The sequence below is a fragment of the Cellulosimicrobium sp. 72-3 genome, assembly GCF_013127315.1.
GTDB lineage: Bacteria > Actinomycetota > Actinomycetes > Actinomycetales > Cellulomonadaceae > Cellulosimicrobium > Cellulosimicrobium funkei.
In genome coordinates this window covers 249,506-272,341 of the sequence record NZ_CP053419.1, presented here as the reverse complement: position 1 = coordinate 272,341, position 22,836 = coordinate 249,506, and the positions used below count along the sequence as shown (strand labels likewise).

Here is a 22,836-nt window from a genome sequence, read left to right as displayed (position 1 = left end):
AGGCGCCTGGGGACACGTCCACAGGGGGTCGCGTGGCGGTCCGGTGAAGAGCTCGGCCGCGGTCGTGAGGAACCGCGCGCGTCAGCGCGGGCGCAGCCCGCCCAGCGCCGTGTCGAGGACGCGGTCGACATACGTCGCCCGCCGAGTCGGAGCCATCGTGGGCTACCGGTGCCTGAACAACTCTCTGCTCGGACGCGTCAAGCAACGCGGCCCCGCGTTCTTCACGAAGTGGCTGTACACCGCAACCGCGCGTGGCGTCCACGACCATGAGATCGCTGCGCCCGTGCTGGACAACCGTGTGCTCACGTGGATCAACGAGAAGACAGACATGCGGCTCGCCACTGGCACACCGACGACTACGCCACGTACCTCGCTGCGCTAGAAAGCTGGGCGCGGTTCGCGACATCGAGGCGAACAGCGGCGGGTTGGGAAGGGGCAATCTTCTATCGGATGGGTGGCTGACACCGCGAGACCGCTCCGTGTGGAGCACGGGGCATGACTTCCGACGTCGAGCAGGGGCCGGTCGCTGCGCGACGACCGGGCCCTACCCCGCCCCGGAGCATCTGGGGCGCCTTCAGCTCATTCCAGCGCTTGCCGGTCGATGTCGTTCAGTCGACAGGTCTCGACAACTGTCTCCTCGGCATAGTCGACGGCGAACGACTCGGCATCGTGCCTGCTGTCAAAGGCCCGTAGACCGATCAAGTTTCGGGGGCTTCCTACGCTCACGACGTGCACCACGTCGGATCCAACACGGCCAACTCCTGGTTCGGTGTGCTGCCACGGGACCGATTCCCAGCGCACTTCGAGCTCTGGGTTGATGCGGGCGAGCTCTGATTCGACGTGTGTGATCTCGGCCAGGTCGGACACGCACGAGACTCGTGGCTCGTCTTCCCCAGAGCCACTTCGTGCATAGACAAGCAGCAGGTGCGTTGATTCGGTTCCCATGGTCGACACGTCCTCGCTAAACGGTGCAGCCCAGCTCGACGCGGGGGGTATACACACGCGCGTAGTACGTCCTACCAAGGTAGACGATCGTGCCGAGAGTCGTGCCGCCGAAGTCGGTGTCGATGTTGCCGAGGCAGTAGTACTCGATGTTCTTCTGGGTGTAGTTCATGACGCCGCGGTTGCCGCCAGTCTTGTTGAGCGCGACAAGCCAGAGCCCAAAGTACTCGTACCGAAGCGTGCTCTCGTGGTGGATGGAGGTCACGTTGTTGCTGCACTTCGTGTACGGCTTGAACCCGACTGCGCCCTTGTTCGACGAGGTGCGGAAGTAGACGACAGACGGGTGCAACTTGCACGGCCCATAGTTGACCGACGCGGCGGACGTCCTCGCGAGACCCTCGTTCGACTCGAGGCTGTCGAAGATCTCGATCGCCTCCTGGGGAGAGTCGGCCTCGACATAGGGGACAGGTTCGGTCGACAGGCGATCCCAGTCGACATCCCACGATTCGTCCCCGTTCTGAGCCAGGAGAGGGGCTTCGACGAACTCGCCGCCAACGTGGGTCCCACCCGGTACTCCGACCGCGGGAACCACGCCGAGCGCCGTCAGTATCGCCGCGATCACAACGGCGCTCGCCGCGCGGGCGCTTCGCTTCATAACAGTTGCCTCCTGCTTGAAAGAGGAGAACCCCTGCGCCCCCCCTCCGCGCCTGGCATCCTGCCGTAGATACTGTGGTCTCCAACTCGGCCCCCGCCCCCAGCACTTCGCGCAATCCGCGCGCGCGTGATTGGGGCTTTCGTCAGACGCTCACGCAGCGCAGCGGTTCATCCGGGGATATAGATCCGGGAACTCCCTTACGCGGGCACCACTCGTGAGTTGATTAAAGCGTCGAGCGAGCGGCGGGTGCTGCCTGCACGGGCGGCGATATCGACCTTCGTCAGCAGCTCGGCGCGGTAGATGCCCCGGACGACAGTGGGGTAGCCGGGCGGTGCTGCCGCACCTGCGGCGCCAGGGCTCGGGCCACGTGCTCCAGATGTCGAGCATCGCCGCGCTAGCTGTACCCGACCAGCCGGCGGTAACCAATGTCCTGGCCGGGTACAGCTAGCCGGCTTCCCGAGCACGGGTCTGTACAGCGCGAGCAAGTTCGCGCTCGAAAGGATGGGGGAGGCGCTCGCGATGGAGGCGGGCAATTCGGGGTCTCGGTCACCGTCGTGCAGCCGGGCGGGTACTGGAACGGACCTGTGGGATCTCGCGACAGCGTCAGGACACGTGGCGGCGGGGAAGCACGCGAGCCGCGCCGCCGAGCAGCCGTCGCGGCGCCCGGCCCGGCCGCGGGATGAGCCCGCGCGCCGGGAGACCTCACGACGGCCGCGCTCAGCCCCCGAGTCGCTCGACGAGCGCGCGCGTCAGAGGCGCGTCGACCCCCGCGCGGTCGGCGGCGCGCACGATCGCGCCGCCGATCGCGTCGGTCTCGAGCGGCCTGCCCGCCTCGGCGTCGCGCAGCATCGAGGACTTCGCGTCGGGCCCGAAACGGTCGTAGAACCGCAGGGTGCGCTCGGGATCCGACGGCGCGCCGCTCGCCGCCGCGACGGCGGCGACCTCGCGGACGAGCGCCTCGAGCTCGGCCCGGTGCGTGGTCCGCACCTCGCCGATCGGGGCGCGGTGCGCCGTCGTGAGCAGCGCGAACGGCGCGAGGAAGCCGAGCTTCGCCCACATCAGCGCCGTCTCGTCGTCGTGCACGGTGGTGGGGATGCCCGCCCCGTCGAGGAGCGCGCGCACGGCCTCGACCCGCTCCGGGGCCACCCCACCCGGCGCGACGTCGACCTCGACGAACGCGCTCGTGTGCTCGATCTCGCCCGGCGCGACGCGCGTGGACTCGACGCGGACCGTCGCGGGGAGCACGCGCGCGGTGCCGTACCGCGCGCGCAGCGCGTCGAGGTGGTCGAGGCCGTTGAGCATCGGGACGAGCACCCCGTCGCCGAGCACCTCCGGCGGCACGCGGTCGAGCGCGTCGTCGAGCGCGGTCTGCTTGACCGCCACCACGACGACGTCGACCGGGGCGTCGAGGCGCGTGGCCGCGGGCGCCGGGACATGGAGGTCGCCCACCTGGCGGCTGCGCACGTGGATGCCGCGCTCCGTGAGGGTGGCTGCCGTCGTCTCGCCCGCGAGGAACGTCACCCGCGCGCCCGACCGGACGAGCAGCGCGCCGACCAGCCCGCCGACCCCGCCCGGCCCGAGCACCGCCACGTCCCGGCCGCTCAGACCGTCCGTCGTCTCCGTCACCGTCGTCCTCTCGTCGTGCCGCCGGGTCGCCCCGGTCGTGCCCGCGCGAGCGGGCGCGCCCGCCGTCAGGTCGCGGGGACCTCGACCCTACCCACGGGGACCGACCGCGCCGAGCCGGCGCCGGGCACGGTGAGCGCCGCGATCCCCGTGGTGATGGGGATCGCGAGGACGAGCCCGATCGAGCCGACGAGGGTGCGCACGACCTCCTCCGCGATCTCGCCCGACGTGAGGCTGGTCGCGAGGTTCTGGTCGGAGAGGTAGACCGCCATGAGGAGCGGCAGCGCGGCGCCGACGTACGCGAACGCGATCGTGTAGACGGTCGAGGCGATGTGGTCGCGCCCGATGCGCATCGCGCGCGCGTACAGCTCGCGCCGGGTCGCGAGCGGCGCGACGGCGCGCAGCTCCCACACCGCGGACGCCTGCGTGATCGTCACGTCGTTGAGCACGCCCATGCCGGCGAGCACGATCCCGCACAGCACGACCCCGCGGATCGAGAGCTCGGGCGCGTACTGCGGGATCCACAGGGACTCCTCCGACGTGAGGCCCGTGATGTTGGCCGCCCCCGACCCCCACCAGCCCAGCACGGCCGTGAGCACCAGGCCGACGAGGGTGCCGAGCAGCGCCGTCGACGTCCGCGCGGTGAACCCGTGCGCGACGTACAGCACGACGAACATGACGAGCGACGACGTCACGAGCGCGACGCCCAGCGCGTTCTGCCCGGTGAGGAGCGCGGGCAGCGTGAACGACGTGATGACGACGAACGCCCCCGCGAGCCCCGCGAGCGCCGCGAGGCCCCGCCACCGTGCGACGGCGAGCACCACGACGGCGTACGCGACCGCGAGGACGCCGATGGGCAGCCCGCGCTCGAAGTCCATGAAGACGTAGGGCGTGCCGCCCGCGCCCGCGGCCTCGGCGATGTACAGGACGCGCAGGCGGTCGCCCTCGTCGAACCCGTAGGCGACGTACTCGGGCGGCGCGTTGACGGTGATCGCGTCGCCGCCCACGTCCTCGCCGCCCGCGCGGGAGCCCGCGTCGAGCCGGGCGGGCACCTCGCTCGTCGCCTCGTCGACCGGCCCGGTGACGGTCGCGCGCAGGACGGTGCTGCCCTCCGCGGCGACGGGGATGCGTGCGGGCACGTCCGCCGCGGCGGGCCACAGCGCGACGAGCCCGGCGAGCGTGACGAGCAGCGCGGGCACCAGGAGCGCGGCGAGCGTGACCCGCACGCGCCGGGTCGCGGGCGCGGCCGGGCCGTGCGCGTGGGCGTGGGCGTGGGCCGGGGTGCGCGCGGTGCCGCGCGCCAGGACGTCGGGCACCCGCCGGGACCGCGTGCGGCGCTCGCCGCGCCCGGGCGTCTCGGGAGGGGTCGGTGCGCTCACGCGAGGATGCTGCCACGGCGGCCCGACGACGCCCGGCGGCACGCGCCGTCGGGCACCGATCGCGCGGGCCGGGCCGTCCGGGGCCCCCGCCGGCTCACTCGGGGAGCGTCACGCGGCCGCGGCGCACGCCCGCGACGAGGCGGCGCGGGAGGGTGACCTCGCGGCCGTCGACGACGACGGTCACGAGCTCGGGCACCTGCGCCTTCCACTGCGAGCGACGGGCGCGGGTGTTCGAGCGGGAGAGCTTGCGCTTGGGCACGGCCATGAGGGGTCCTTCCGGTGGGCGAGCGCCCAGCCTACCGGTTCGTGAGAACGATTCTCAAGACAGTCGGGCCGTCGGTCCGGCCCGGCGGTAGCATCCCCGGGGCCGCGCGCCCTGCCACGACCCGGCGCGACCGCCGCACCCGCCACCACGACGCACGAGGAGCCCTCATGGCCACGGTCGACTACTTCCTCTCCGGTGACCCGGAGGTCGCCAAGCAGCACCTGCACGCCGCGCTCCAGGAGCAGGGCTTCACGGTGACCACGCGCCCCACGGGCCAGTGGGCCGCCGAGCGCGGCAGCAAGCAGAAGACGTTCTGGCTCGGCGCGTTCGCCGGCAAGGCCCAGCACCTCGTCTTCACGGTCGACTTCATGGTCCACGGCGACCAGCTCGTCGCGCGCATCGACCGCCCGACCGGGCACGGCGCGATGGCCGGCGCCGTCGGCGTCGCGCGCTCGAACAAGGCGTTCGGCGAGGTCGACCAGGCGATCGGCACGCGCCTCACGCAGCACGGCATCCTCGCGAACGTCGTGCACGCCTGAGAACGCGCAGGTCGCCGATCACGAGCCTCCTCGCGGTCGAGCACGTCGTTGGTGGCGCCATCACGCCGATGACGACGTCAACCCCGTGCTCGGCGCCGGGGGTGCGACGCACGAAGGCCCGGATCCCCTCACGGGGGTCCGGGCCTTCGTGCTGCTGACCGGGCCGGCGACGGCCGGTCAGCGGGACGTCACTTGGCGACGGCCTTCTTGAGCAGGCTGCCGGCGCTGATCTTCACACCGTAACCGGCCGGGATCGAGATCTCCTCGCCCGTACGGGGGTTGCGGCCCGTGCGGGCGGCACGCTCGACGCGCTCGACGGACAGGAGGCCCGTGACCTTGACGGCCTCGCCCTTGCCCAGCGACTCGATGAGCACCTCCTGGAAGGCGTTGAGAGCCTTCTCGGCGTCCGCCTTCGACAGGTCGGCCTTGCTGGCGATGGCCGAGACGAGCTCGGACTTGTTGAGCGACATGCGAATCCCTTCTTCGGTTCACGACGCGCGGTGGTCACCACCCGTCGTCACGGTCTCAGTGTGCCAGCCGCGGGGCCGTGCACCGGGGACAACACTAGGGAACACGCGGAGTTTCGCGCGACTTCTCGCGACTCTCGTCGTCGCGTGTCCTCGCTCAGCCGTCCTCGTGCTCGTGGTCGTGGCCCTCGTGCTCGTCGTGCGCGGGCTCGTCGTGACCGCGGTCGCCGTCCTCGTGGGCGTGCTCGTCGGCCTCGTGACCCCCCGCGGTGGCCGGCTTGCCGGTGACCCCGTTGAGCTCGTTCGGGACGACGTCGAGCTCCGCGCTCTTCCACACCTCGCCGCCCACGTAGTCGACCGCGTGGATCGCGCGACCGGCCGGGTCCGTGACGTAGGCGATGCCGTCCTGGACGAACAGCGTCGGCCGCGGCTCCTGCCACTCCTCGGGCTCCTCCCACGCGTCGACGACGGGGACGGACCGCACGACCGTGCCCGACTCCGGGTCGATGACGTGCAGCGACCCGTCGGTGCCGAGCACGAGCGCCTCGCCTGCGTCGCCCCGCCCGAGCGAGCGGAAGGTGTAGCTCGCGGGCAGGTCGACGAGGCGCAGGCTCGCGTCGCGCGTGTCCACGAGGGAGACGCGCGTGGGCCGCTCGAGCTCCGCGTCGGGGTCGGACTTGTAGTCGCCGAGCACGACGGGCGACGCCTCGCTGCCCGCCTGGTTGCCGATGCGCCCGTAGGCGTCCGGGGCGGCGACCTTGGTGATCGCGCCGCCCGCGACGACGAGCACGCCGTCCTCGCAGCCGATGACGACGGCCTCGCCCGCGGCGACGGCCTCCCCGTGCACGCCGGGGCACTGGTCGTTCGCCGCGACCTCGTCGCCCGCGGCGTCGAGGAGCCGGACGCCGGTGCGCGCGTCCTCGGTGCCCTCGGAGACGACGAGCGAGCCGTCGGACAGCTCGACCGCGACGCCGTGGTGCGCCGCGGGGGTGGTCAGGGTGCGCGCGTCGTCGATGCCGTGCGGGTCGGCCACCGTGGCCGAGTCGAGCACGGTGATCTCGCCCGTGCCGTCGTCGAAGAGCGCGGTGCGGCCGTCGTGCACGACGACGTGGCCCGGCTTCTCGGCCGCGTACGTCACGTCCGTGAGGACCGGGTCGGCCGTGTAGTAGTGGGCGTGGTCGCCGTGCGGCTCGGCCCAGGTGCCGGCGTCGAGCACCTGGAACCCGCCGGACGTCGAGACGAGCAGGTGCCGCCCGTCGCCCGCGGGGTTGAGGCGGTTGAAGCCGTCGAGCTCGAGGTCGTCGACGACCTCGAGCGTCGTCGCGTCGAGGACCTGGACGCCGCCGTCGTAGGTGATCGCGAGGCGGGGGGTGAGCGCGGCGGCCTCGCTCACGTCGGACGTGGCCGACGGCGCGGGCTCCGCCGCGTCGCCCTGCTCGCTCTCGGAGCCCGCGCCCTGCGCGCACGCCGCGACGAGCGTGAGCGGGAGGGCGAGGCCGAGCGCGAGGGCGAGCGGGCGGCGTCGGGCACGGGCGCCGGGAGGGGCCGTCACCCGGGCGGGATCGGCAGCGGCGTCGGTCGGGTCGGGTGCGGTGTGGTGCATGCGTGGTCGGCCGCCCGGACCCCCGGGCGGCCGCTCCTCTCCGGTGGTGGTGGTGCGCGGGTCAGCCCTGACGGGCCTTCCAGCGCGGGTTGGCCTTGTTGAGGACGAAGGTCTTGCCGTGCCGGCGCACGACCTTCGCCCCGGGCTTGTCCTTGAGCGAGCGGAGCGAGGCGCGGACCTTCATCGCGCGCCCCCGCCCTGCGCGCCGCCGCGGGCGCCGTAGCGCTGGCGGAACTTCTCGACGCGCCCGGCGGTGTCCACGACGCGCTGCGTGCCCGTGTAGAACGGGTGGCTCGCGCTCGAGATCTCGACGTCGACGACCGGGTAGGTGTTCCCGTCCGTCCACGTCACGGTCTCGCGCGGGACGCCCGGGCCCTGCGGGTGGTCGCCCGCGAGGGTCGAGCGGGTCAGGAACGAGAAGTCGGCGGACTTGTCGCGGTAGACGACGGGCCCGTAGACGGGGTGGATGTCCTTCTTCATGGTGGTCTCCTTGCTGAGCCAGGGCCGGCCGCCGCTCGGGGCGGCGGTCACCAGCTCGACTTCGTGACTCCGGGCAGCTCGCCGCGGTGCGCCTGCTGGCGCAGGCGGACGCGCGAGAGTCCGAACTTCCTCAGGTAGCCGCGCGGGCGGCCGTCGACGACGTCGCGGTTCCGCGTGCGCGTGGCGCTCGCGTCGCGGGGCTGGCGCTGGAGCTCGCGCACCGCGTCCGCCTTCTCCTCGGGCGAGGACGACGGCGACGCGACGACGCGCTTCAGCTCGGCGCGACGCTCGGCGTAGCGGGCGACGACGGCCGCCCGCTGCTCGTTGCGCGCGATCTTCGACCGCTTCGCCATCAGCGCTCCTCGCGGAAGTCGACGTGGCGGCGGACGACGGGGTCGAACTTGCGCAGGACCATCCGGTCGGGGTCGTTGCGGCGGTTCTTGCGGGTCACGTAGGTGAACCCGGTGCCCGCGGTGGACCGGAGCTTGATCACGGGACGGAGGTCGGTGCGGGTAGCCATCAGAGCTTCTCCCCTCGGGCGAGGATCCGCGCCACGACGGCGTCGATCCCCTGGCGGTCGATGGTCTTGATGCCCCGGGCGCTGACGCGCAGGGTCACGTGGCGACCCAGCGACGGCACCCAGTAGCGCTTCTTCTGGATGTTCGGGTCGAAGCGACGCTTGGTCCGCACGTGGGAGTGCGAGATCGCGTGGCCGAACCCGGGAGCGGTGCCGAGCACCTGGCAGACGGCGGACATGGCGGTTCCTCTCGGGGTCGGTCGGGGCGACGGGGACGACACTAGATAGTGAGAATCATTCCCGTCAAGACGCTATGCTGACCCGCTGTCGAGAACAGTTCTCAGGAGCAGGTTGTTCCCGAGCCGGCCGCAGAGCCTCCCGGGACGCCCCAGACCACGGATCGGAGCGCTTCATGCCCTTCTCGTCGCACCCCTCGCCGCACCCGGCGCCCGACGACACCCGCGTCGCCCTCAGCGTCCTCGCGACCATCGACCCCGTGCTGCGCGACAGCGCGGTGTTCGGGCTCGTCGTCGGGGCACCGCGCGTCGTCGCGCTCCGCCACGACATCCGAGCCGCCGAGGGCGCGCTGCGCCGGGTCGTCGTCGACGCGAGCGGCGTCGTCGAGGACGAGGTCGTGCCGCTCGAGCACGCGTGCCTGTCGTGCGCGGTCCGGGAGGACGCCGTCCCGACGCTGCGGCGGCTCGCGGACGACGGGCGCTGGGACCACGTCGTGCTCGCGCTCCCCGTGGCGGCCGAGTCGCTGCCCGTCGTGCGCGCGCTCGCCGCGCAGACCACCCCCGGCGGCGAGCTCGAGCGGCTGCGCCTCGCGACCGTGCTCGCCGCCGCCGACGTGGACACGCTCGAGCACGACCTGCTCGACGACGACCTCGTCGCCGAGCGCGGGGTGGGGCTCACGGAGGACGACCAGCGGGCCGTCGGGGAGGTGCTCGCCGCGCAGCTCGAGCACGCCGACCTCGTCGTGACGACCGGGGACCCCGTCGCCGCCGTGACCGGGGCGGGGCTCGTCGACCGGCTGCGCGGCGTCGGGACGCACCGGGTCGACGGGCTCCACGCGCTCGCCGCCGCCGACCTCGCAGGACGCACGCACGACCCGGTGGCCGGCGAGCGCCGGGCGCACCCGCTCGGCGTGCGGGGTCCGCTCCCCCGGCACGCGCGCCGCGCGGGCGACCGGAGCTGGACGGTCGAGCTGCGCTCGGCCCGCCCCTTCGACCCCGAGCGGCTGCTGCGTCGCATCGAGGACCTGGGCACCGGGCGGGTCCGGTCGCGCGGGGTGTTCCACGTCGCGAACCGCCCGGACTCGCTGTGCGCGTGGGACGGCGCGGGCGGCCAGCTGTGCATCGGCACGCTCGGCACGTGGGACGACGCGACCACCGCCGAGGGGCGGCCCGTCGAGCCGCACACGCGCGTGGTGGTCGTCGGCGCGACGCCGCCGGACGGCGAGCCGGGCGACGACGTGCGCGAGCGGGTCCTCGACGCGTTCCGCGACGTGCTCGCGACGCCGGACGAGCTGGCCGACGGCGGGCTGCGCTGGCTGGGGCGCACCGACGTCCTCGCGCCCTGGCTCGGCGCGCGCACGGACGCCGTCTGAGGTCGGGGCCGCTGCCGCCGGGACGCGAGGGCGGGCCGGAGGGACGGAACCTCCCGGAGACGGGAGAACCGGTGGCGATCCGCCGCGAGAGCTCCCCCCAGCGAAGCTCTCGTCGCGGACCGCCACCGGTCCAGGTGTGTCGCCACGTGACCCGTCGTGGCGACGTCCCCCACCAGTGCAAGAGCACCGGGGCGCCCGTTCGTGACGCGCGTTGCCAGTGATGTGGATCACAGTACGACGCGGGCTGCTCGACCGCGCGCGCACGTCACACCCCGACCCGCGTCATGATCGCGGCCCGAGAGCGTCTTCCTCCCTGAGGGCCGCCGGACGGAGGCGGCCGGGACGGGAGCGGCGTGCACACGCAGGACCTGACGGAGCTCGGCGACGAGCAGCTCGCCGACGCGGTGCGCGCGGGCCGCGCGGAGGCGTTCGCCGTGCTCTGGGAACGGCACGCGGCTGCCGGGCGCTCGGCGGCCCGCCGCCTCACGGCGACGTACGACCCGGACGACCTCGTCCAGGAGGCGTACCTGCGCGTGCTCGGTGCGCTGCAGTCCGGCCACGGGCCGACCGGCCCGTTCCGGCCCTACCTCTACACGACGCTGCGCAGCGTCGCGGCGAGCTGGGCCCGCACGCCGGACCCGACGCCCGTCGAGGACGTGCCCGAGGTCGTCGACCCGCGCGACCTGTCGACCGAGGTCCTCGAGCGCTCGGTGACGGTCCGCGCGTTCCGCCGCCTGCCGGAGCGGTGGCAGGCCGTGCTCTGGTACACCGAGGTCGAGGGGATGGAGCCGCGCGAGGCGGCGCCGCTGCTCGGGCTCTCGGCGGCCGCGACCGCCGCGCTCTCCTACCGCGCCCGCGAGGGCCTGCGCCGCGAGTGGCTCCAGGCCCACGTGAGCAGCGACGCGGTGGCCCCCGAGTGCCGTTGGACGGTCGAGCGCCTGGGCGACCACGCGCGCGGGACGCTGTCGCGCGCGGCGCAGGACCGCGTCGAGGAGCACCTCACCGGGTGCCTGTCGTGCTCGATCCTCGCGGAGGAGGTCGACGACGTCGCCTCGCGCCTGCGCATCGTCCTCCTCCCGCTCGTCCTCGGCGTCCCGGCCGCCGTCGACGCCGCGACGGGCACGCTCGCGGCGACGACCGCCGCACGCGGCACGCCGACGGGCCCGGCTCCCGGCACGACGACGGGCCTGACGACCGGCACCACCGGGGGCGGGGTCGGCGGAGCGGCGTCCGGCGCCGGGGCCGGAGCCGCCGCGGCGGGAGCCGCGGTCCCCGGTGTCCTGGTCGGCGCGCTCGCCGCGGTGGTCGTGGCGGCCGTCGTCGGCGTGCTGGCCGTGGCGCGGCCGTGGTCCGCTGCCGACCCGCCCGCCGCCGCGGCCGGGCAGCAGTCGTCCGCTCCCGGTCTCGCCGCGCCGCTCCCCGTCCTTCCGGACGGCGACCCCGCGGAGAACGGCGCGGACGACGTGCCGGTCGCGACCGAGCCGGACGCCCCCGCCGGGGCGGGCGACCGCCCCGAGCCGCCCGCCGCGGGCCTCGACGCCCCACCCGCCTCCCGTCCGGACGGGCAGGACGCGCCCGGAGCCGGCGAGACCGCGCCCGAGCCGGCCCCGCCGTCGGTCGAGCCGGCCGCGCCGGCCCCGCCGGAGCCCGAGCAGCCCGGTCCGGAGCAACCCGCGTCCGAAGAGCCCGGGCCCGAGGAACCGGCGCCTCCGGCACCCGTCGTCGACGAGGCGCCCCCGGCCGGGACGCTCACCGTCTACCCCGCCCTGCGCGGCACCGGGGAGCCCGGGGCGCGCGTGCGGGCGCTCGACGCGACGGGAACGGTCGTCGGCACGACGACCGCCGCCGACGACGGCCGCTGGGCGCTCGTCCCGACCGGGCTCGGTGCCACCGGGGAGCACGTGCTCGACGTCGTCCAGGAGGTCGACGGCGTCGTCTCCGCGGCCGCCGCGCCGCTCGGCCCCTACGTGTTCGACCTCCCGCGCGTGCTGTCGCCGGGCCCCGGCGAGACGGTCCTCGGCGCGCGCGAGACCGCGCCGTGGGAGGACCCGCGCTTCTCCGTCCTCGTGACCTTCGCGGGTACCGCGGGCCTGGTCGTCGAGGCGTTCGTCGACGGGCGCTCGACCGGCAACCTCCACGAGCTCGGCGACGAGCCCGCGGTGCGCCAGGTGCGCGGCCTCGCCCCCGGGCCGCACACGTTCGGGATCCGGTTCGTCGAGCCGTGGTCGGACACCGCCGGGTTCGGGCCGACCGTGAGCGTCGGCTTCACCGTCGCGGGCCCCTGAGCGCGGGACACGCGACGGCTGCGGGCGTCACCCCCGCGCGCGCCGGCGGGACCACGCCCCTCCCGCGACGCCGACGACGCCCGCCCCGAGCACGACCGCCCCGACGAGCGGGCCGGTCGGCGTCGGGGAAGCGCCCGCCGCGACGGGCGCGGGGGCGAGGGAGGCCGCCGTCGCGACGAACGTGGGTGCCGGACGGGCGCCCGCCGGGTCGGTGTCCGTCCACGCGTACGACGCCCCGGACGGGCACTCCTGCACCGCCGGGAAGACGAACGCCTGCCCGGGTTCGCCCGTCACGCGGACGTCGAGCGTGAAGGCCGCACGCTCGCCGTCGGGCACGGGCTCCCCGGCCCATGCGACGGCGTCGTCCGTCACCTCGGCGGTCCAGCCGGCCGGCTGGCCCGCGTCCAGCGCCTCGACGCCCGCGGGCAAGGTGACGCGCAGGGCGTCGGTGGGCTCGCCGTCGCACCCGTGGTCGAACGTGAACGTGAGCCGCGACGTGCCGTCGCCGCGCGGCTCGACCGTCTCGATGAGCACGTGCGCCGCCGCGGGCGCGGTCGTGAGCAGGGCGAGCGCCCCGGCGGCGGCCAGGGCGAGGAGGGCGCGCGCGCCGCGGTGCGGCCCGGGCGGCCGTCGGTCGGGGGTCATGAGGTCACCTCCACGGGGATGCGGACGATCGGGTTCTCGTACTTGGACGTCCGCACGCTCACCTCGAGCGTCCAGGAGCCGGGCATCGGCAGATCGAGCGTCGCCTCGTACGCGCCCGGCCCCGTGCGCGTGAGCGGCCGCGAGAACGGGCCGAGCGCCGGGTCGGCGAGCGTCGTCGCCAGCTCCGGCACCGCGACCGGCTCGAACGGCGCACCGTCGGCGTCGAGCAGCTCGATCTCGAGCGCGTTGACGCCCACGCGCCCCGGCGTGACGCGCGCGCGGAGCGTCCCGTCCCCGAGCTCCTCGACCACCTCGACGGCGGAGGCCGCGCCGTCCTGCGCGGACGCCGTCGTCGGGACGACCGGGCTGCGCGAGACGAGCACGCCCGTCGCGGCGAGCACGAGCACGAGCAGCGCGGCCTCGACCGCGACGGTCCGGCCGAGCCGACGGCGCGCCGTCGTCGCGGTCGTGCCGCCCGCCGCGCCGGCTCCTCCGGGCCCGGCGACCTCGGGGACGAGCCGGTACCGGTTCCACGCCGCGATGCCGACGAGCACGAGCGCGACGCCGACCTTGACGAGCAGCGTCCGGCCGTACGTCGTCGAGACGAGCGCGTCGAGGGTCCCGAGGATGCGCCACCCGAGGACGGTCCCGGTGACCGCGAGCGCGAGGACGACCCACGCGCCGAGCGCGGAGAACCGCGCCACGGTCACGCCCGCGCGGCGGGCGTCCACGTGGGCGGACGGCGCGAGCACGAGCGCGAGCCCGACGACGCCGCCGAGCCACACCGCCCCGGCCGCGACGTGCAGCGCGTCCGCCGTGACGACGAGCCACGGCGGCCCGAAGGTCCGCGTGTGGCCCACGAGCACGAGCGACCCCAGCGCGAGCGCGGCGGCGCCGAGCACCGTGCCCGCAGGCCAGGCGGCCCGGGTCTCGCGCGCGGCCCGGGGCGCGAGCAGCGTCGCGACGACGAGCCCCGCGAGCCCGAGCGCGCCCGCCACGGTGGTGTCGGAGGCGAGGCCCGCGGCCCACGTCACCGGGTCCGCGAGCGCGCCCAGCCCGCCGCCCGCCTGCCAGGCGGGCGTGAGCGGGACCGCGAGCACGGTCCCGACGGCCGCGATGCCGAGCGCCCCGCGCCGGACGCGGTGGAGCCGCCGCCGCAGCACGGGGGCCGCGCCGGGCGAGACGTGCAGCACGAGGAGCTCGAACACGACGAGCCCCGCGACGAGGAACGTCCCGGCGTAGACGGCGGCCTGGTCGAGCGCCCGGACGGCGACGAGCGCCGCCGTCGGCTCGGCCACACGCGCCTCGACCGCGGTCGTGCTCGGCGCGCCGACGGAGAACGTGAACGCCCCCGCCACGGGGTGCGTGTCGAGCGACACGACGCGCCAGCTGACGACGTAGGTGCCGTCGCCGAGGACCGTGCCGGGCGTGACGACGAGCGCGTCGTCGACCGCGGCGACGTCCACGTCGACGGGGGTGCCGTCGGCCGCGAGGACGGTCGTGCCGCCGGGGACGACCTGGACGGGCTCGTTGAAGGTGAGGGTCAGCGCGTCGGGCGGCGCGTCGAGGACGGTGCCGTCCTGCGGGTCGGTGCCCACGAGGACGGCGTGGGCCGCGGCCGGGCCGCTCGCGAGGATCGCGAGCAGGACCGCGGCCGCGGCACCGACGACGACGGCCACCGCCCGGCGCAGCGCCAGGGGGCGGCCCACGGGTCAGGCCCGCGGGCGCGAGCGCACGAACCCGAGCAGCCCGAGCACGAGGCCGGCCGCCGCGAGGACGAGCGCCGTCCACGTGACCGCGGGGGCCGGTCCGCTCGACGTGACCGCGGCGGCCTCCGTCGCCTCGCCGTCCGCGGCGGCCGGCTCGGCGGCCGCGTCCGCCGCGGCGTCCTGGGTGCCGTGCGCGTCGCCGCCGGACGCGGCCGTCAGCTCGAACAGCGGGGCGGGCAGGTCGAGCTCCTCGCCGTCCTCGCCGTCAGCCGGGACCTGCACCCAGGCGCTCTCGCCCTCGGCGCACTCCTGCACCGTGGGGAAGACGAGCGTCTCGCCCGCCGCGTCGGGCAGCTTGAGCGACAACACGAACGCGTCGCGGTAGCCGTCGGGCAGCGGCGCCTTCGCGGTGTACACGACCTCCGCGACGCGCTCGGTGTACTGGCCGCCGTGCCCGTCGTCCACGGGCTCGGCGAGGTCCTCCATGACCTTCTCGACGTCCCAGCCGGGGTTGACCGTGGGGGTCACGGTGACGACCTGCTCGGGGACCTGGACGGAGACCTTCGTCGTCGGGGAGTCGCCGCAGCCGTGCGGGACGCCGAACGTCAGGAGGGCGTAGGAGCCCGCCTCGGTCGTGTCGGGGGTGACGGTCACGTGGGCGGACGCGGCGGCCGCGCCGGTCACGGCGAGCCCGGTGGTCAGTGCGGCGGCGCCGACGGCGCGCAGGGTCTTTCGCATGGTGGTGCCTTTCGGGGAGAGGTGCGGGGAGAGGGGACGCTGCTCCGGCGGGCACGACGGCGCGCCGCGCCACGGGTCGGCGGAGCCGGCCGGCGGCGGGTGAGCGGTCGCGCGGGCGCGCGGGAGCGGGACGCCGCGGACGTCGTCGGGCGACGGCGTCCGCGGGGGCGTCCGGGAGAGGTCAGGCGGGAAGGGGCGGCCCGCGCCCGGGCGCGGCGCCGCGCACGAGCAGGTCGCGCACCGTCGGCAGCGCGCCGACGGCGGGAGGGGCAGCGAGGACGACGACGGGCCGCGGGCGGCCGGGCACCCGGCGTCCCGCGAGCCACGTCCACAGGCGCCACAGCACGGCGTCGCCGTACCGCAGCACGAGCGCGACGGCGAGCGTCGCGACGGCGTGCGCGCCGAGCATCGCGAGCGGCGAGGAGGAGTGCGCGTGCGCGGCGGCGTCGGCCGGGGACAGCGCGGCGCAGCGGTCGAAGACGACGTGCAGCACGAGCTGGCCCGCGCCGAGCAGGCCGAGCAGCCGCGGCAGCCCGACCTCGCGCCGGGTGAGGGGTCGCACGGCGACGGCGGTGAGGACCGCGAGGACCCCGAGCGGGACCGCCCCGGGGTCGGTACCTCCGGCGAGGCCGTGCGCGACGACGGACAGCCCGACGACCGCGGCGGCGAGCAGCAGCACCCGCACGCCGCGGAGCACCCCTGCTCCGGGCGACGTCACGGACGCACCCTAGCGGGAGAAGGGGCCCCGGCGGCAGGGGCCGGCGCCGCCCTCTCCGCGCGGGAGAGGGCGGCGTGCGCCGGCACGGTCAGCCCTGCGGGTCGTGCGGGGCGCCGTCGTCGGTGCCGGCGTCCGGGCCGGGGCCCCGACGGCGCAGCACCACCACGACGACGACCGCCGCGGCCACGACGAGCGCGCCGAGCCCCACGAGCACCGGCAGCAGCGACGAGGTGCCGTCGTCCGCGGTCTCGGCGGCGTCGGTCGTCGTGGTCGCGGAGGGCTCGGTCGTGGTGCCGGTCGTCGGCTCCTCGGTCGCGGTCTCCTCCGGTGTCGCCGTGTCCGTCGCGGGGTCGTCCGTCGCGGGCGCCTCCGGCTGGGCTGCGACGGCGAACGCGAACGTGCCCTCGATCGGGTGCCCGTCGGACGAGACGACGCGCCACGCGACGGTGTACGTGTCGCCGCCGAGCGCGACGGCCGGGTCGATCGCGTAGGTCGCGGTGCTGCCGTCGATCGTGGGCGCACCCTGCGTGACGACCGTGCCGGCCGAGTCGGAGACGACGACCTGCGGCTCCACGGGGAGCGGCTCGGTGTTGAACGTCAGCGTGATCGCCGCGGGCGGGGCCTCGAGCTGTGCGCCGTCGGCCGGGTCGGAGGTGAGGAGCCGGTCGTGCGCGGACGCCGGGCCGGCCGTGAGCGTCGTGACGGCGGCGGTGAGGCCGAGCGTCAGGGCCGCGGCGGCGAGGAGGGCGAGGAGGGTGGGCAGGGCCGACAGCGGTCGGCGCAGGGAGAGGGTCATGAGGTTCTTCCGTCCGAGGCGCGGCCGGTGGCCGCACGGTGGTGCCCGGGGGCCCGGCCGTCGCCGGGTCGGCCTCGTCGGGTGCCGCGTCAGGACGCGGCGAGGGGGCGCAGCAGTGCTCCCGACGGACCGTGCGCCCGCGGCGGTCCGCGCGTCGGCGCCCGGAGCGACCGCCACACGTCGACGACGCGCACCGGGCGCGCGGGGACGACGCCGCGGCGGCCGAGGACCGCCGCACGGGCCGGGAGCGGGAGCGCGGCGCGCGGGGTCACCCAGGTGAGGAACCGCTCGAGCGCGCGCTCGCCGTGCGCCAGCACGAGGGCGAGCACGACCGTCGCGGCGGCGTGGGCGGCGACCATCCACGCGCCCGACGCCGCGAGGTGCTCCGGGTGCAGCGGGGACGCCGCGCCGTCGGCCGACGGCACCGCGCACACGACCGCGCCCGACGACGCCGCGAGGTGCGCAGCGTGCCCGGCTCCCCCGCCGACGGCGTGGCACGCCCCGGGGGTCAGGACGGTGAGCGCCTGGTGGAGCGCGAGCTGCGCGCCCCCGAGGAGCACGACGAGCCGGGCGGGCGTGAAGCGCAGGCGGGCGGCCGCCGTCGTGCCGGCGAGCGTGAACGCGGCGAGCGCCGCGAGGACCAGCGGGTCCGGGAGCGCACCTCCGGCGACGCGGTGCGCGAGCGCCGTCAGCGCGAGTACGAGGGTCGCCACGAGCGCGGCGCGGGCGACGCGCAGCGGACCGACGACCGGGGAGGGCACGAGGACACCCTAGCGGGGCCGTCGCCACAGGCGCCCGAGCCGACGGCGGACCGCCGCGCGGGTGGACTCCGGGAACGACCGCCACGCGGGCCACGCGAACGCCACGGTCCACGCACCCGCGCCGCCGAGGAGGACCGCGCCGGTCTCGACGTCGTCACCGGTCGCGGCGTGCTCGACGTCCGGGACCGCCATGACCGTGCCCGCGTCCTGCGGGTCCCGCAGGACGTCGAACGTCCCCGCGTACGGAGCCGGTGCCGGGTGCCACCCCGTCTCGCCGATCTCCTCGCCGTCGGCCCACGCCCCGACGAGGTACACCTCGGCGGGCCCGTGCGGCAGCTCGACGAGGGCGCGCACCGCGTCCACGTCCAGCGTGCTGCCGCGACCGACGGCGATCACGTGCACCTCCGCCCCGCTCGCCGTCGTGAGGACTCCGGTCTCGGCGAGCCTCTCGGCGACCCGCTGGTCGCCGCGGTCCGCGATGACGATCCCGGTGAGCACACCCGTCATGATCAGCCCGACGGTGAACGCACCACGGCTCCACCCCCACCGTGCACGGCGCCGACCACCCCACCGGTCTGACGGACGACGCCTCACCCGTCGGCCCGTGCGGCGCGCGGCACGGTCACGGGCGCTCGCCCGACGCGACGACGTGCATGCTGCGCCCCGCGCGCTCGGGGTACCGGCCGATCGCGGGGCCGGTGGGCAGGAGCCGGTCGAGCCCGACGATCACGAGCCCGAGCACGAGGAAGCCCGCCCCGTAGAGCACGACGTTGACGAGCAGCCCGGTCCAGCCGAGCGCGTCGAGGTCGACGAACCCGTACGGGTACTCGCTGCCGGGGCTGACGAACCCGCGGATCGTCGTGAACGCGAAGTACGCGAGCGGGTACAGGAGCCAGCGCGCGGCGTCGAGGCCGCGCAGGCGCCGGTGCGCGTCGAGCAGGAGGAAGTCTGCGACCACGGCGAGCGGGAGCACCTCGTGCTCGATCTGGCCGTCGGTGAGCCCGAGGAAGACGGCGGGCGCGCCCGGGTCCTCGGGCGCGAGCACGAGCCACGACACGAGGCCGGTGATCGCCGCGAACAGCGTCACGCCCCCCTTCAGCCATCCCGGCGGCTGTCGGCGGCGCAGGAGGGACGCGGCCCCCGCCCAGGCGAAGACGACCGCGATGAGGAAGCCCGTCTGGTTCGTGAAGTAGACGAGGCCCTCGATGTCCCCGTCGCGCCAGATCGCGCGCGTCCCGACGAGGGCGAGGACGACGAGGAACAGCCGGAACAGTCCGACGACGACGTGCATGCGGGCTCCTTCGCGCGCGGTGTGGCTCCGGTCGAGAGCCTAGTCCCCGCGGCCGGGGCACGACCGCCGTCGGGCACCGCCGCGCGCGTCGAGGTCCGGGCACGCCGAAGGGCCGCGCACGAGGCGCGGCCCTCCGGTGGAGATCGTCACCCCCGCCGGCGCGAGGCGCCGGGCGGGAGCGGGATCAGAGTGCCTGGATGTTCGTCGCCTGCGGGCCCTTGGGGCCCTGCGTGACGTCGAAGGAGACGCTCTGGTTCTCCTCGAGCGAGCGGTAGCCGCTCGACTGGATCTCGCTGTAGTGGGCGAACACGTCCGCGGTGCCGTCGGAGGGGGCGATGAAGCCGAAGCCCTTCTCCGAGTTGAACCACTTCACGGTGCCTGTAGCCATGGTGTTTTCCTTCGTCGAGACGACCGGCCCACGTGCGCGGGTCCGGGTACCGCGCCCTGCAGGGCGCCGGCGGTTCGGGGTGTGGTCGCGGCGGGAGCCCGCCGGGCGACCGGGCGGGGCGCTCAGATGGCGCCGCGCGTGCTCCAGGGCGGCGACGACGGTCACGGGCCGCGTGAAGCGGTCGTGGACGTGGAAGCCGTCCGGGCGTCGGGTGACCATCCCGGCGTACTCGCCGTCGGCCGTCGCGACCCACAGGTCGTCGTCGGCGCGGCGCAGCACGAGGTCTGGTCCGGGCGTGCCCGCGGCCGCAGGAGCGGTCGCCGGGCGATCGAGGATGGTGGAAGAAGTGATGTGTTTCTCTGCTCTCGCTCCGCGCGCTTCTGGGGCGGAGATCGTCGTCGGCAGCGTCTGCTGCCCGGCGCCCACGGTCGTGCTTCGATGCCGAGGACCGAAGATCGTCGCGAGACCCTGCTCGCGACCTGGGCGCAGCCCTCACGCTACACCATGGCGTGTGGCGGACGGTCGCCCCGGGCGATGATGGGGGCATGACGACCTCCTCCACCCCCGCCCGCACCGCCCCTCGCACCGCGCGCCGCAGCGTCGCCGTCGTGAACGGCTACGTCGTGCCCGTCGCGTCCGACCCGATCGAGAACGGGACCGTCCTCGTCGAGGACGGGGTCATCACCGCGGTCGGCGCGGACGTCGTCGTGCCCGACGGCGTCCCGACCCTCGACGCGCGCGGCCGCTGGGTGCTGCCCGGCTTCGTCGAGGCGCACGCCCACATGGGCGTCATGGAGGAGGCCGAGGGCTGGGCCGGCAACGACACGAACGAGATGACCGACCCGAACGGCGCGGCGCTGCGCGCGATCGACGCGATCAACGTCGAGGACGAGGGCTTCCGCGACGCGCTGGTCGGCGGCGTGACGAGCGCCGTCGTGAAGCCGGGCTCGGGCAACCCCATCGGCGGGCAGACCGTCGCGATCAAGACGTGGGGCGGCCGCACCGTCGACGAGCAGGTGATCCGCGAGGCGGTCTCCGTGAAGTCGGCGCTCGGCGAGAACCCCAAGCGCGTGTACGGGGACCAGAAGAAGACGCCCTCGACGCGCCTCGGCGTCGCGAAGGTCATCCGTGCCGCGTTCGTCGACGCGCAGAACTACGCCGCGCGGCGCGACGCGGCCGAGGCGAAGGGCGAGCCGTTCGACCGCGACCTCGCGAAGGAGACCCTCGCGCGCGTCCTCGCGGGCGAGCTGTACTGGGACCAGCACACGCACCGCGCCGACGACATCGCGACCGCGCTGCGCCTCGCCGACGAGTTCGGCTACCGGCTCGTCGTCAACCACGGCACCGACGGCGCGGCCGTCGCGGACGTCCTCGCCGAGCGCGACGTGCCGGTGATCTTCGGCCCGCTGTTCACCTCGCGCTCGAAGATCGAGCTCCGCAACCGCGACATCGCGAACCTCGGGGCGCTCGCCCGCGCGGGCGTCCGCGTCGCCATCACGACCGACCACCCCGTCGTGCCGATCAACTTCCTCGTGCACCAGGCGTCGCTCGCGGTCAAGGAGGGCCTCGACCGCGACACCGCGCTGCGCGCCCTCACCGTGAACCCCGCGGCCTTCCTCGGTCTCGACGACCGCGTCGGCGCGCTCGCGCCCGGCCTCGACGGGGACGTCGTCGTGTGGTCGGGCGACCCGCTCGACGTGACGTCGCGCGCGGAGCACGTGCTCATCACCGGCACCGAGGTCTACACGTGGGACGCGACGGCGGCCGACGGGCGCGGCGCGGGCCGAGTCGTCGAGCGCGGCGAGCGCTTCCGGGCCTGACGCCGGCCCCGCTCGCCGGTCGCGCGCGGCGTCGCTAGCGTTCCCCCCGAGGGCCGTCGCGCCCGCCGAGGGGGACGCCATGGCCCGGACCGCCACCTCGCAGCACCCCGCCCGGCCCGCCGCGGCGACCATCACGGCCACGTCGCTGGTCATGCTCAACGTCGCCGCGGTGGTCAGCCTGCGTGGTCTGCCCGCCGAGGCGGAGTACGGGCTCTCCTCCGCGTTCTACTACCTGCTCGCCGCCGTCTGCTTCCTCGCACCCGTCGCCGTCGTCGCGGCCGAGCTCGCGTCCACGTGGCCCGAGGAGGGCGGCATGTTCCGCTGGGTCGGCGAGGCGTTCGGGAGCAGGTGGGGCTTCCTCGCGATCGCGATGGTGTTCGTCGAGGGCTGCATCTGGTTCCCGACCGTCCTCACGTTCGCCGCCGTCACGCTCGCCTACACCGGGCCCGACGCGCGGTTCGACGAACGGGTCGCCGACGACCGGCTCTTCGTCCTCGCGATCGTGCTCGTCGTGTTCTGGGCCGCGACGCTCATCGCCCTGCGCGGCGCGTCCGCGTTCGCCCGCACCGCGCGCTGGGGCGGGATCGTCGGGACGCTCGTCCCCGCCGCGCTGCTCGTCGGGCTCGGCGCCGCCTACCTCCTCGGCGGCGAGCCGTCCCGGACCACGCTCTCCTGGGGCGCGTTCGTCCCGGACCTCACGCGTCTCGACAACATCGTGCTCGCCGCCGGGATCTTCCTCTTCTACGCGGGCATCGAGGTCAACGCGGTCCACGTGCGCTCGATCCGGCGGCCGGAGCGCACCTACCCGCTCGCGATCCTCGTCGCCGCGCTCGTGGCCGTCGTCGTGCTGACCCTCGGCACGCTGACGATCGCGGTCGTCGTGCCGCAGCAGGACATCAGCCTCACGACGAGCCTGCTCCAGGCGTTCGACCACCTGCTCGCCTGGGCGGGGATCGGCTGGGCCGGGCCGGTCGTCGCGGCGATGCTCGCCGTCGGCGTCCTCGCCGGCGTCACGACGTGGGTCGCCGGGCCCGCCACGGGCCTGCACGCCGTCGCGCGAGCGGGGTTCCTCCCGCGGTGGTTCCACCGGACGAACGACCGCGGCATGGCGACGAACATCCTCCTCGTCCAGGCGCTGGTCGTGACCGTGCTGTCGGTGCTGTTCGTCGTCATGCCCTCCGTGCAGTCCGCGTACCAGCTCCTCAGCCAGCTCACCGTGATCCTCTACCTCGTCGCCTACCTCCTGATGTTCGCCGCGGTCGTCGTGCTGCGCCGCACGCAGCCCGACCGGCCGCGCCCCTACCGGGTGCCGGGGGGCCGCGTCGGGGTCTGGGCGGTCGGCGGGCTCGGGTTCGTCGCGTCGCTGCTCGCGCTCGTCACGAGCTTCGCCCCGCCCGGCCAGGTCGCGGTCGGCAGCCCGACGACGTACGTCGTGCTGCTCGTCGCGCTCGCCCTCGTCTTCGTGGCCCTCCCGCTGCTCCTGTACCGCGCCCGCACACCGGCCTGGCGGGACGACTCGTCGACGTTCGCGCCCTTCACCTGGCAGTCCGCGGACGCCGCACCCGACCGAGGCGATCCCGACCCGCCGGGGTGACGGGCGAGGTTC

27 protein-coding genes are annotated in these 22,836 nt (G+C 75.3%); 6 read left to right on the top strand and 21 right to left on the bottom strand.

Annotated features, from left to right (window positions below; all coding sequences use genetic code 11):
* Positions 1–43: 43 nt before the first annotated feature.
* On the top strand, positions 44–382 hold the full coding sequence (locus HKK73_RS19405; RefSeq protein ID WP_085386802.1) for a hypothetical protein: 339 nt from the start codon (positions 44–46) through the stop codon (positions 380–382).
* 197 nt (positions 383–579) lie between these two features.
* Here the strand turns inward: HKK73_RS19405 and HKK73_RS01330 are convergent, their stop codons facing one another.
* The 5 genes from HKK73_RS01330 to rpmF all read right to left on the bottom strand — a co-directional run bounded on the left by HKK73_RS01330 (position 580) and on the right by rpmF (position 4,864).
* The gene (locus HKK73_RS01330) at positions 580–867 is read right to left on the bottom strand and encodes a hypothetical protein (RefSeq protein WP_043659635.1); all 288 of its coding nucleotides are present in this window, start codon (positions 865–867) and stop codon (positions 580–582) included.
* Between the two features lie 94 nt (positions 868–961).
* A complete protein-coding gene (locus HKK73_RS01325; protein ID WP_157446525.1) occupies positions 962–1,597 on the bottom strand; it encodes a hypothetical protein in 636 nt (211 codons plus the stop codon).
* A gap of 717 nt (positions 1,598–2,314) precedes the next feature.
* Complete coding sequence (locus HKK73_RS01320; RefSeq protein ID WP_216608032.1) at positions 2,315–3,223, bottom strand: ketopantoate reductase family protein; 909 nt, start codon at positions 3,221–3,223, stop codon at positions 2,315–2,317.
* 65 nt (positions 3,224–3,288) lie between these two features.
* Positions 3,289–4,599 (bottom strand): YibE/F family protein, encoded by a 1,311-nt coding sequence (locus HKK73_RS01315; RefSeq protein ID WP_228485181.1) that lies wholly within the window; start codon positions 4,597–4,599, stop codon positions 3,289–3,291.
* Between the two features lie 94 nt (positions 4,600–4,693).
* Positions 4,694–4,864 (bottom strand): 50S ribosomal protein L32, encoded by a 171-nt coding sequence (rpmF, locus tag HKK73_RS01310; RefSeq protein WP_171467257.1) that lies wholly within the window; start codon positions 4,862–4,864, stop codon positions 4,694–4,696.
* 167 nt (positions 4,865–5,031) lie between these two features.
* On the opposite strand from rpmF, the gene HKK73_RS01305 reads away from it, so the two are divergent.
* Positions 5,032–5,403, top strand: coding sequence for a hypothetical protein (locus HKK73_RS01305; RefSeq protein ID WP_021482679.1), 372 nt, complete (start codon positions 5,032–5,034; stop codon positions 5,401–5,403).
* A 188-nt stretch (positions 5,404–5,591) separates the two neighbouring features.
* On the opposite strand, the gene HKK73_RS01300 is transcribed toward HKK73_RS01305, so the two are convergent.
* The 7 genes from HKK73_RS01300 to rpmB all read right to left on the bottom strand — a co-directional run bounded on the left by HKK73_RS01300 (position 5,592) and on the right by rpmB (position 8,709).
* On the bottom strand, positions 5,592–5,873 hold the full coding sequence (locus tag HKK73_RS01300; RefSeq protein ID WP_021482680.1) for an HU family DNA-binding protein: 282 nt from the start codon (positions 5,871–5,873) through the stop codon (positions 5,592–5,594).
* 154 nt (positions 5,874–6,027) lie between these two features.
* Positions 6,028–7,473 (bottom strand): zinc metallochaperone AztD, encoded by a 1,446-nt coding sequence (gene aztD / locus HKK73_RS01295; protein ID WP_253705735.1) that lies wholly within the window; start codon positions 7,471–7,473, stop codon positions 6,028–6,030.
* A 61-nt stretch (positions 7,474–7,534) separates the two neighbouring features.
* Entirely contained in the window at positions 7,535–7,657 is a 123-nt protein-coding gene (gene ykgO / locus HKK73_RS01290; RefSeq protein WP_021483271.1) for a type B 50S ribosomal protein L36, read from the bottom strand.
* Positions 7,654–7,953, bottom strand: a complete 300-nt coding sequence (locus HKK73_RS01285) for a type B 50S ribosomal protein L31 (RefSeq protein ID WP_021483270.1) — start codon at positions 7,951–7,953, stop codon at positions 7,654–7,656. Before HKK73_RS01285 ends, ykgO begins: the two co-directional genes overlap by 4 nt.
* Before the next feature lie 47 nt (positions 7,954–8,000).
* Entirely contained in the window at positions 8,001–8,306 is a 306-nt protein-coding gene (rpsN, locus tag HKK73_RS01280) for a 30S ribosomal protein S14 (protein ID WP_171467255.1), read from the bottom strand.
* The gene (rpmG, locus tag HKK73_RS01275) at positions 8,306–8,473 is read right to left on the bottom strand and encodes a 50S ribosomal protein L33 (protein WP_021483268.1); all 168 of its coding nucleotides are present in this window, start codon (positions 8,471–8,473) and stop codon (positions 8,306–8,308) included. The genes rpsN and rpmG overlap by 1 nt, the downstream gene beginning before the upstream one ends.
* A complete protein-coding gene (rpmB, locus tag HKK73_RS01270; protein WP_021483267.1) occupies positions 8,473–8,709 on the bottom strand; it encodes a 50S ribosomal protein L28 in 237 nt (78 codons plus the stop codon). The genes rpmG and rpmB overlap by 1 nt, the downstream gene beginning before the upstream one ends.
* A 173-nt stretch (positions 8,710–8,882) precedes the next feature.
* On the opposite strand from rpmB, the gene HKK73_RS01265 reads away from it, so the two are divergent.
* Complete coding sequence (locus tag HKK73_RS01265; RefSeq protein WP_171467254.1) at positions 8,883–10,079, top strand: GTP-binding protein; 1,197 nt, start codon at positions 8,883–8,885, stop codon at positions 10,077–10,079.
* 353 nt (positions 10,080–10,432) lie between these two features.
* The gene (locus HKK73_RS01260) at positions 10,433–12,364 is read left to right on the top strand and encodes a sigma-70 family RNA polymerase sigma factor (RefSeq protein WP_171467253.1); all 1,932 of its coding nucleotides are present in this window, start codon (positions 10,433–10,435) and stop codon (positions 12,362–12,364) included.
* Positions 12,365–12,391: 27 nt separating this feature from the next.
* On the opposite strand, the gene HKK73_RS01255 is transcribed toward HKK73_RS01260, so the two are convergent.
* From HKK73_RS01255 to HKK73_RS01215, 9 genes are all read right to left on the bottom strand, one after another.
* Positions 12,392–13,009: a DUF1775 domain-containing protein gene (locus HKK73_RS01255; RefSeq protein ID WP_085386807.1), complete on the bottom strand. Its 618-nt coding sequence runs from the start codon at positions 13,007–13,009 to the stop codon at positions 12,392–12,394.
* A complete protein-coding gene (locus HKK73_RS01250; protein WP_171467252.1) occupies positions 13,006–14,718 on the bottom strand; it encodes a copper resistance protein CopC in 1,713 nt (570 codons plus the stop codon). The genes HKK73_RS01255 and HKK73_RS01250 overlap by 4 nt, the downstream gene beginning before the upstream one ends.
* Before the next feature lie 3 nt (positions 14,719–14,721).
* On the bottom strand, positions 14,722–15,456 hold the full coding sequence (locus HKK73_RS01245) for a YcnI family protein (RefSeq protein ID WP_171467251.1): 735 nt from the start codon (positions 15,454–15,456) through the stop codon (positions 14,722–14,724).
* Positions 15,457–15,637: 181 nt separating this feature from the next.
* On the bottom strand, positions 15,638–16,174 hold the full coding sequence (locus HKK73_RS01240) for a hypothetical protein (protein ID WP_137279932.1): 537 nt from the start codon (positions 16,172–16,174) through the stop codon (positions 15,638–15,640).
* 88 nt (positions 16,175–16,262) lie between these two features.
* A complete protein-coding gene (locus tag HKK73_RS01235; protein ID WP_144681394.1) occupies positions 16,263–16,970 on the bottom strand; it encodes a copper resistance CopC family protein in 708 nt (235 codons plus the stop codon).
* 89 nt (positions 16,971–17,059) lie between these two features.
* Positions 17,060–17,731 (bottom strand): hypothetical protein, encoded by a 672-nt coding sequence (locus HKK73_RS01230; protein ID WP_085386811.1) that lies wholly within the window; start codon positions 17,729–17,731, stop codon positions 17,060–17,062.
* Positions 17,732–17,740: 9 nt separating this feature from the next.
* The gene (locus HKK73_RS01225; RefSeq protein WP_085386812.1) at positions 17,741–18,238 is read right to left on the bottom strand and encodes a hypothetical protein; all 498 of its coding nucleotides are present in this window, start codon (positions 18,236–18,238) and stop codon (positions 17,741–17,743) included.
* A gap of 115 nt (positions 18,239–18,353) precedes the next feature.
* Positions 18,354–19,022 carry a Pr6Pr family membrane protein gene (locus HKK73_RS01220; protein WP_085386813.1) on the bottom strand — a complete coding sequence of 223 codons (669 nt, stop codon included), beginning with the start codon at positions 19,020–19,022 and terminating at the stop codon, positions 18,354–18,356.
* Between the two features lie 184 nt (positions 19,023–19,206).
* Positions 19,207–19,410 (bottom strand): cold-shock protein, encoded by a 204-nt coding sequence (locus HKK73_RS01215; RefSeq protein ID WP_076404113.1) that lies wholly within the window; start codon positions 19,408–19,410, stop codon positions 19,207–19,209.
* A gap of 545 nt (positions 19,411–19,955) precedes the next feature.
* On the opposite strand from HKK73_RS01215, the gene HKK73_RS01210 reads away from it, so the two are divergent.
* Together HKK73_RS01210 and gadC are read left to right on the top strand one after the other, a co-directional pair.
* Positions 19,956–21,230, top strand: coding sequence for an amidohydrolase (locus tag HKK73_RS01210; protein ID WP_051028465.1), 1,275 nt, complete (start codon positions 19,956–19,958; stop codon positions 21,228–21,230).
* A gap of 79 nt (positions 21,231–21,309) precedes the next feature.
* On the top strand, positions 21,310–22,824 hold the full coding sequence (gadC, locus tag HKK73_RS01205; RefSeq protein ID WP_171467250.1) for a putative glutamine/gamma-aminobutyrate antiporter GadC: 1,515 nt from the start codon (positions 21,310–21,312) through the stop codon (positions 22,822–22,824).
* The last annotated feature ends 12 nt before the right edge of the window (positions 22,825–22,836 follow it).

Coding starts and splice junctions, on each gene's coding strand:
- HKK73_RS01265 (WP_171467254.1), top strand. CDS start 8,883: ATGCCCTTCTCGTCGCACCCCTCGCCGCACCCGGCGCCCGACGACACC.
- HKK73_RS01300 (WP_021482680.1), bottom strand. CDS start 5,873: ATGTCGCTCAACAAGTCCGAGCTCGTCTCGGCCATCGCCAGCAAGGCC.
- rpmB (WP_021483267.1), bottom strand. CDS start 8,709: ATGTCCGCCGTCTGCCAGGTGCTCGGCACCGCTCCCGGGTTCGGCCAC.
- HKK73_RS01220 (WP_085386813.1), bottom strand. CDS start 19,022: ATGCACGTCGTCGTCGGACTGTTCCGGCTGTTCCTCGTCGTCCTCGCC.
- HKK73_RS01245 (WP_171467251.1), bottom strand. CDS start 15,456: ATGCGAAAGACCCTGCGCGCCGTCGGCGCCGCCGCACTGACCACCGGG.
- HKK73_RS01305 (WP_021482679.1), top strand. CDS start 5,032: ATGGCCACGGTCGACTACTTCCTCTCCGGTGACCCGGAGGTCGCCAAG.
- HKK73_RS01210 (WP_051028465.1), top strand. CDS start 19,956: ATGACGACCTCCTCCACCCCCGCCCGCACCGCCCCTCGCACCGCGCGC.
- HKK73_RS01325 (WP_157446525.1), bottom strand. CDS start 1,597: ATGAAGCGAAGCGCCCGCGCGGCGAGCGCCGTTGTGATCGCGGCGATA.
- HKK73_RS01215 (WP_076404113.1), bottom strand. CDS start 19,410: ATGGCTACAGGCACCGTGAAGTGGTTCAACTCGGAGAAGGGCTTCGGC.
- HKK73_RS01225 (WP_085386812.1), bottom strand. CDS start 18,238: ATGACGGGTGTGCTCACCGGGATCGTCATCGCGGACCGCGGCGACCAG.
- rpsN (WP_171467255.1), bottom strand. CDS start 8,306: ATGGCGAAGCGGTCGAAGATCGCGCGCAACGAGCAGCGGGCGGCCGTC.
- HKK73_RS01285 (WP_021483270.1), bottom strand. CDS start 7,953: ATGAAGAAGGACATCCACCCCGTCTACGGGCCCGTCGTCTACCGCGAC.
- ykgO (WP_021483271.1), bottom strand. CDS start 7,657: ATGAAGGTCCGCGCCTCGCTCCGCTCGCTCAAGGACAAGCCCGGGGCG.
- rpmG (WP_021483268.1), bottom strand. CDS start 8,473: ATGGCTACCCGCACCGACCTCCGTCCCGTGATCAAGCTCCGGTCCACC.
- HKK73_RS01255 (WP_085386807.1), bottom strand. CDS start 13,009: ATGACCCCCGACCGACGGCCGCCCGGGCCGCACCGCGGCGCGCGCGCC.
- aztD (WP_253705735.1), bottom strand. CDS start 7,473: ATGCACCACACCGCACCCGACCCGACCGACGCCGCTGCCGATCCCGCC.
- rpmF (WP_171467257.1), bottom strand. CDS start 4,864: ATGGCCGTGCCCAAGCGCAAGCTCTCCCGCTCGAACACCCGCGCCCGT.
- HKK73_RS01235 (WP_144681394.1), bottom strand. CDS start 16,970: ATGACCCTCTCCCTGCGCCGACCGCTGTCGGCCCTGCCCACCCTCCTC.
- gadC (WP_171467250.1), top strand. CDS start 21,310: ATGGCCCGGACCGCCACCTCGCAGCACCCCGCCCGGCCCGCCGCGGCG.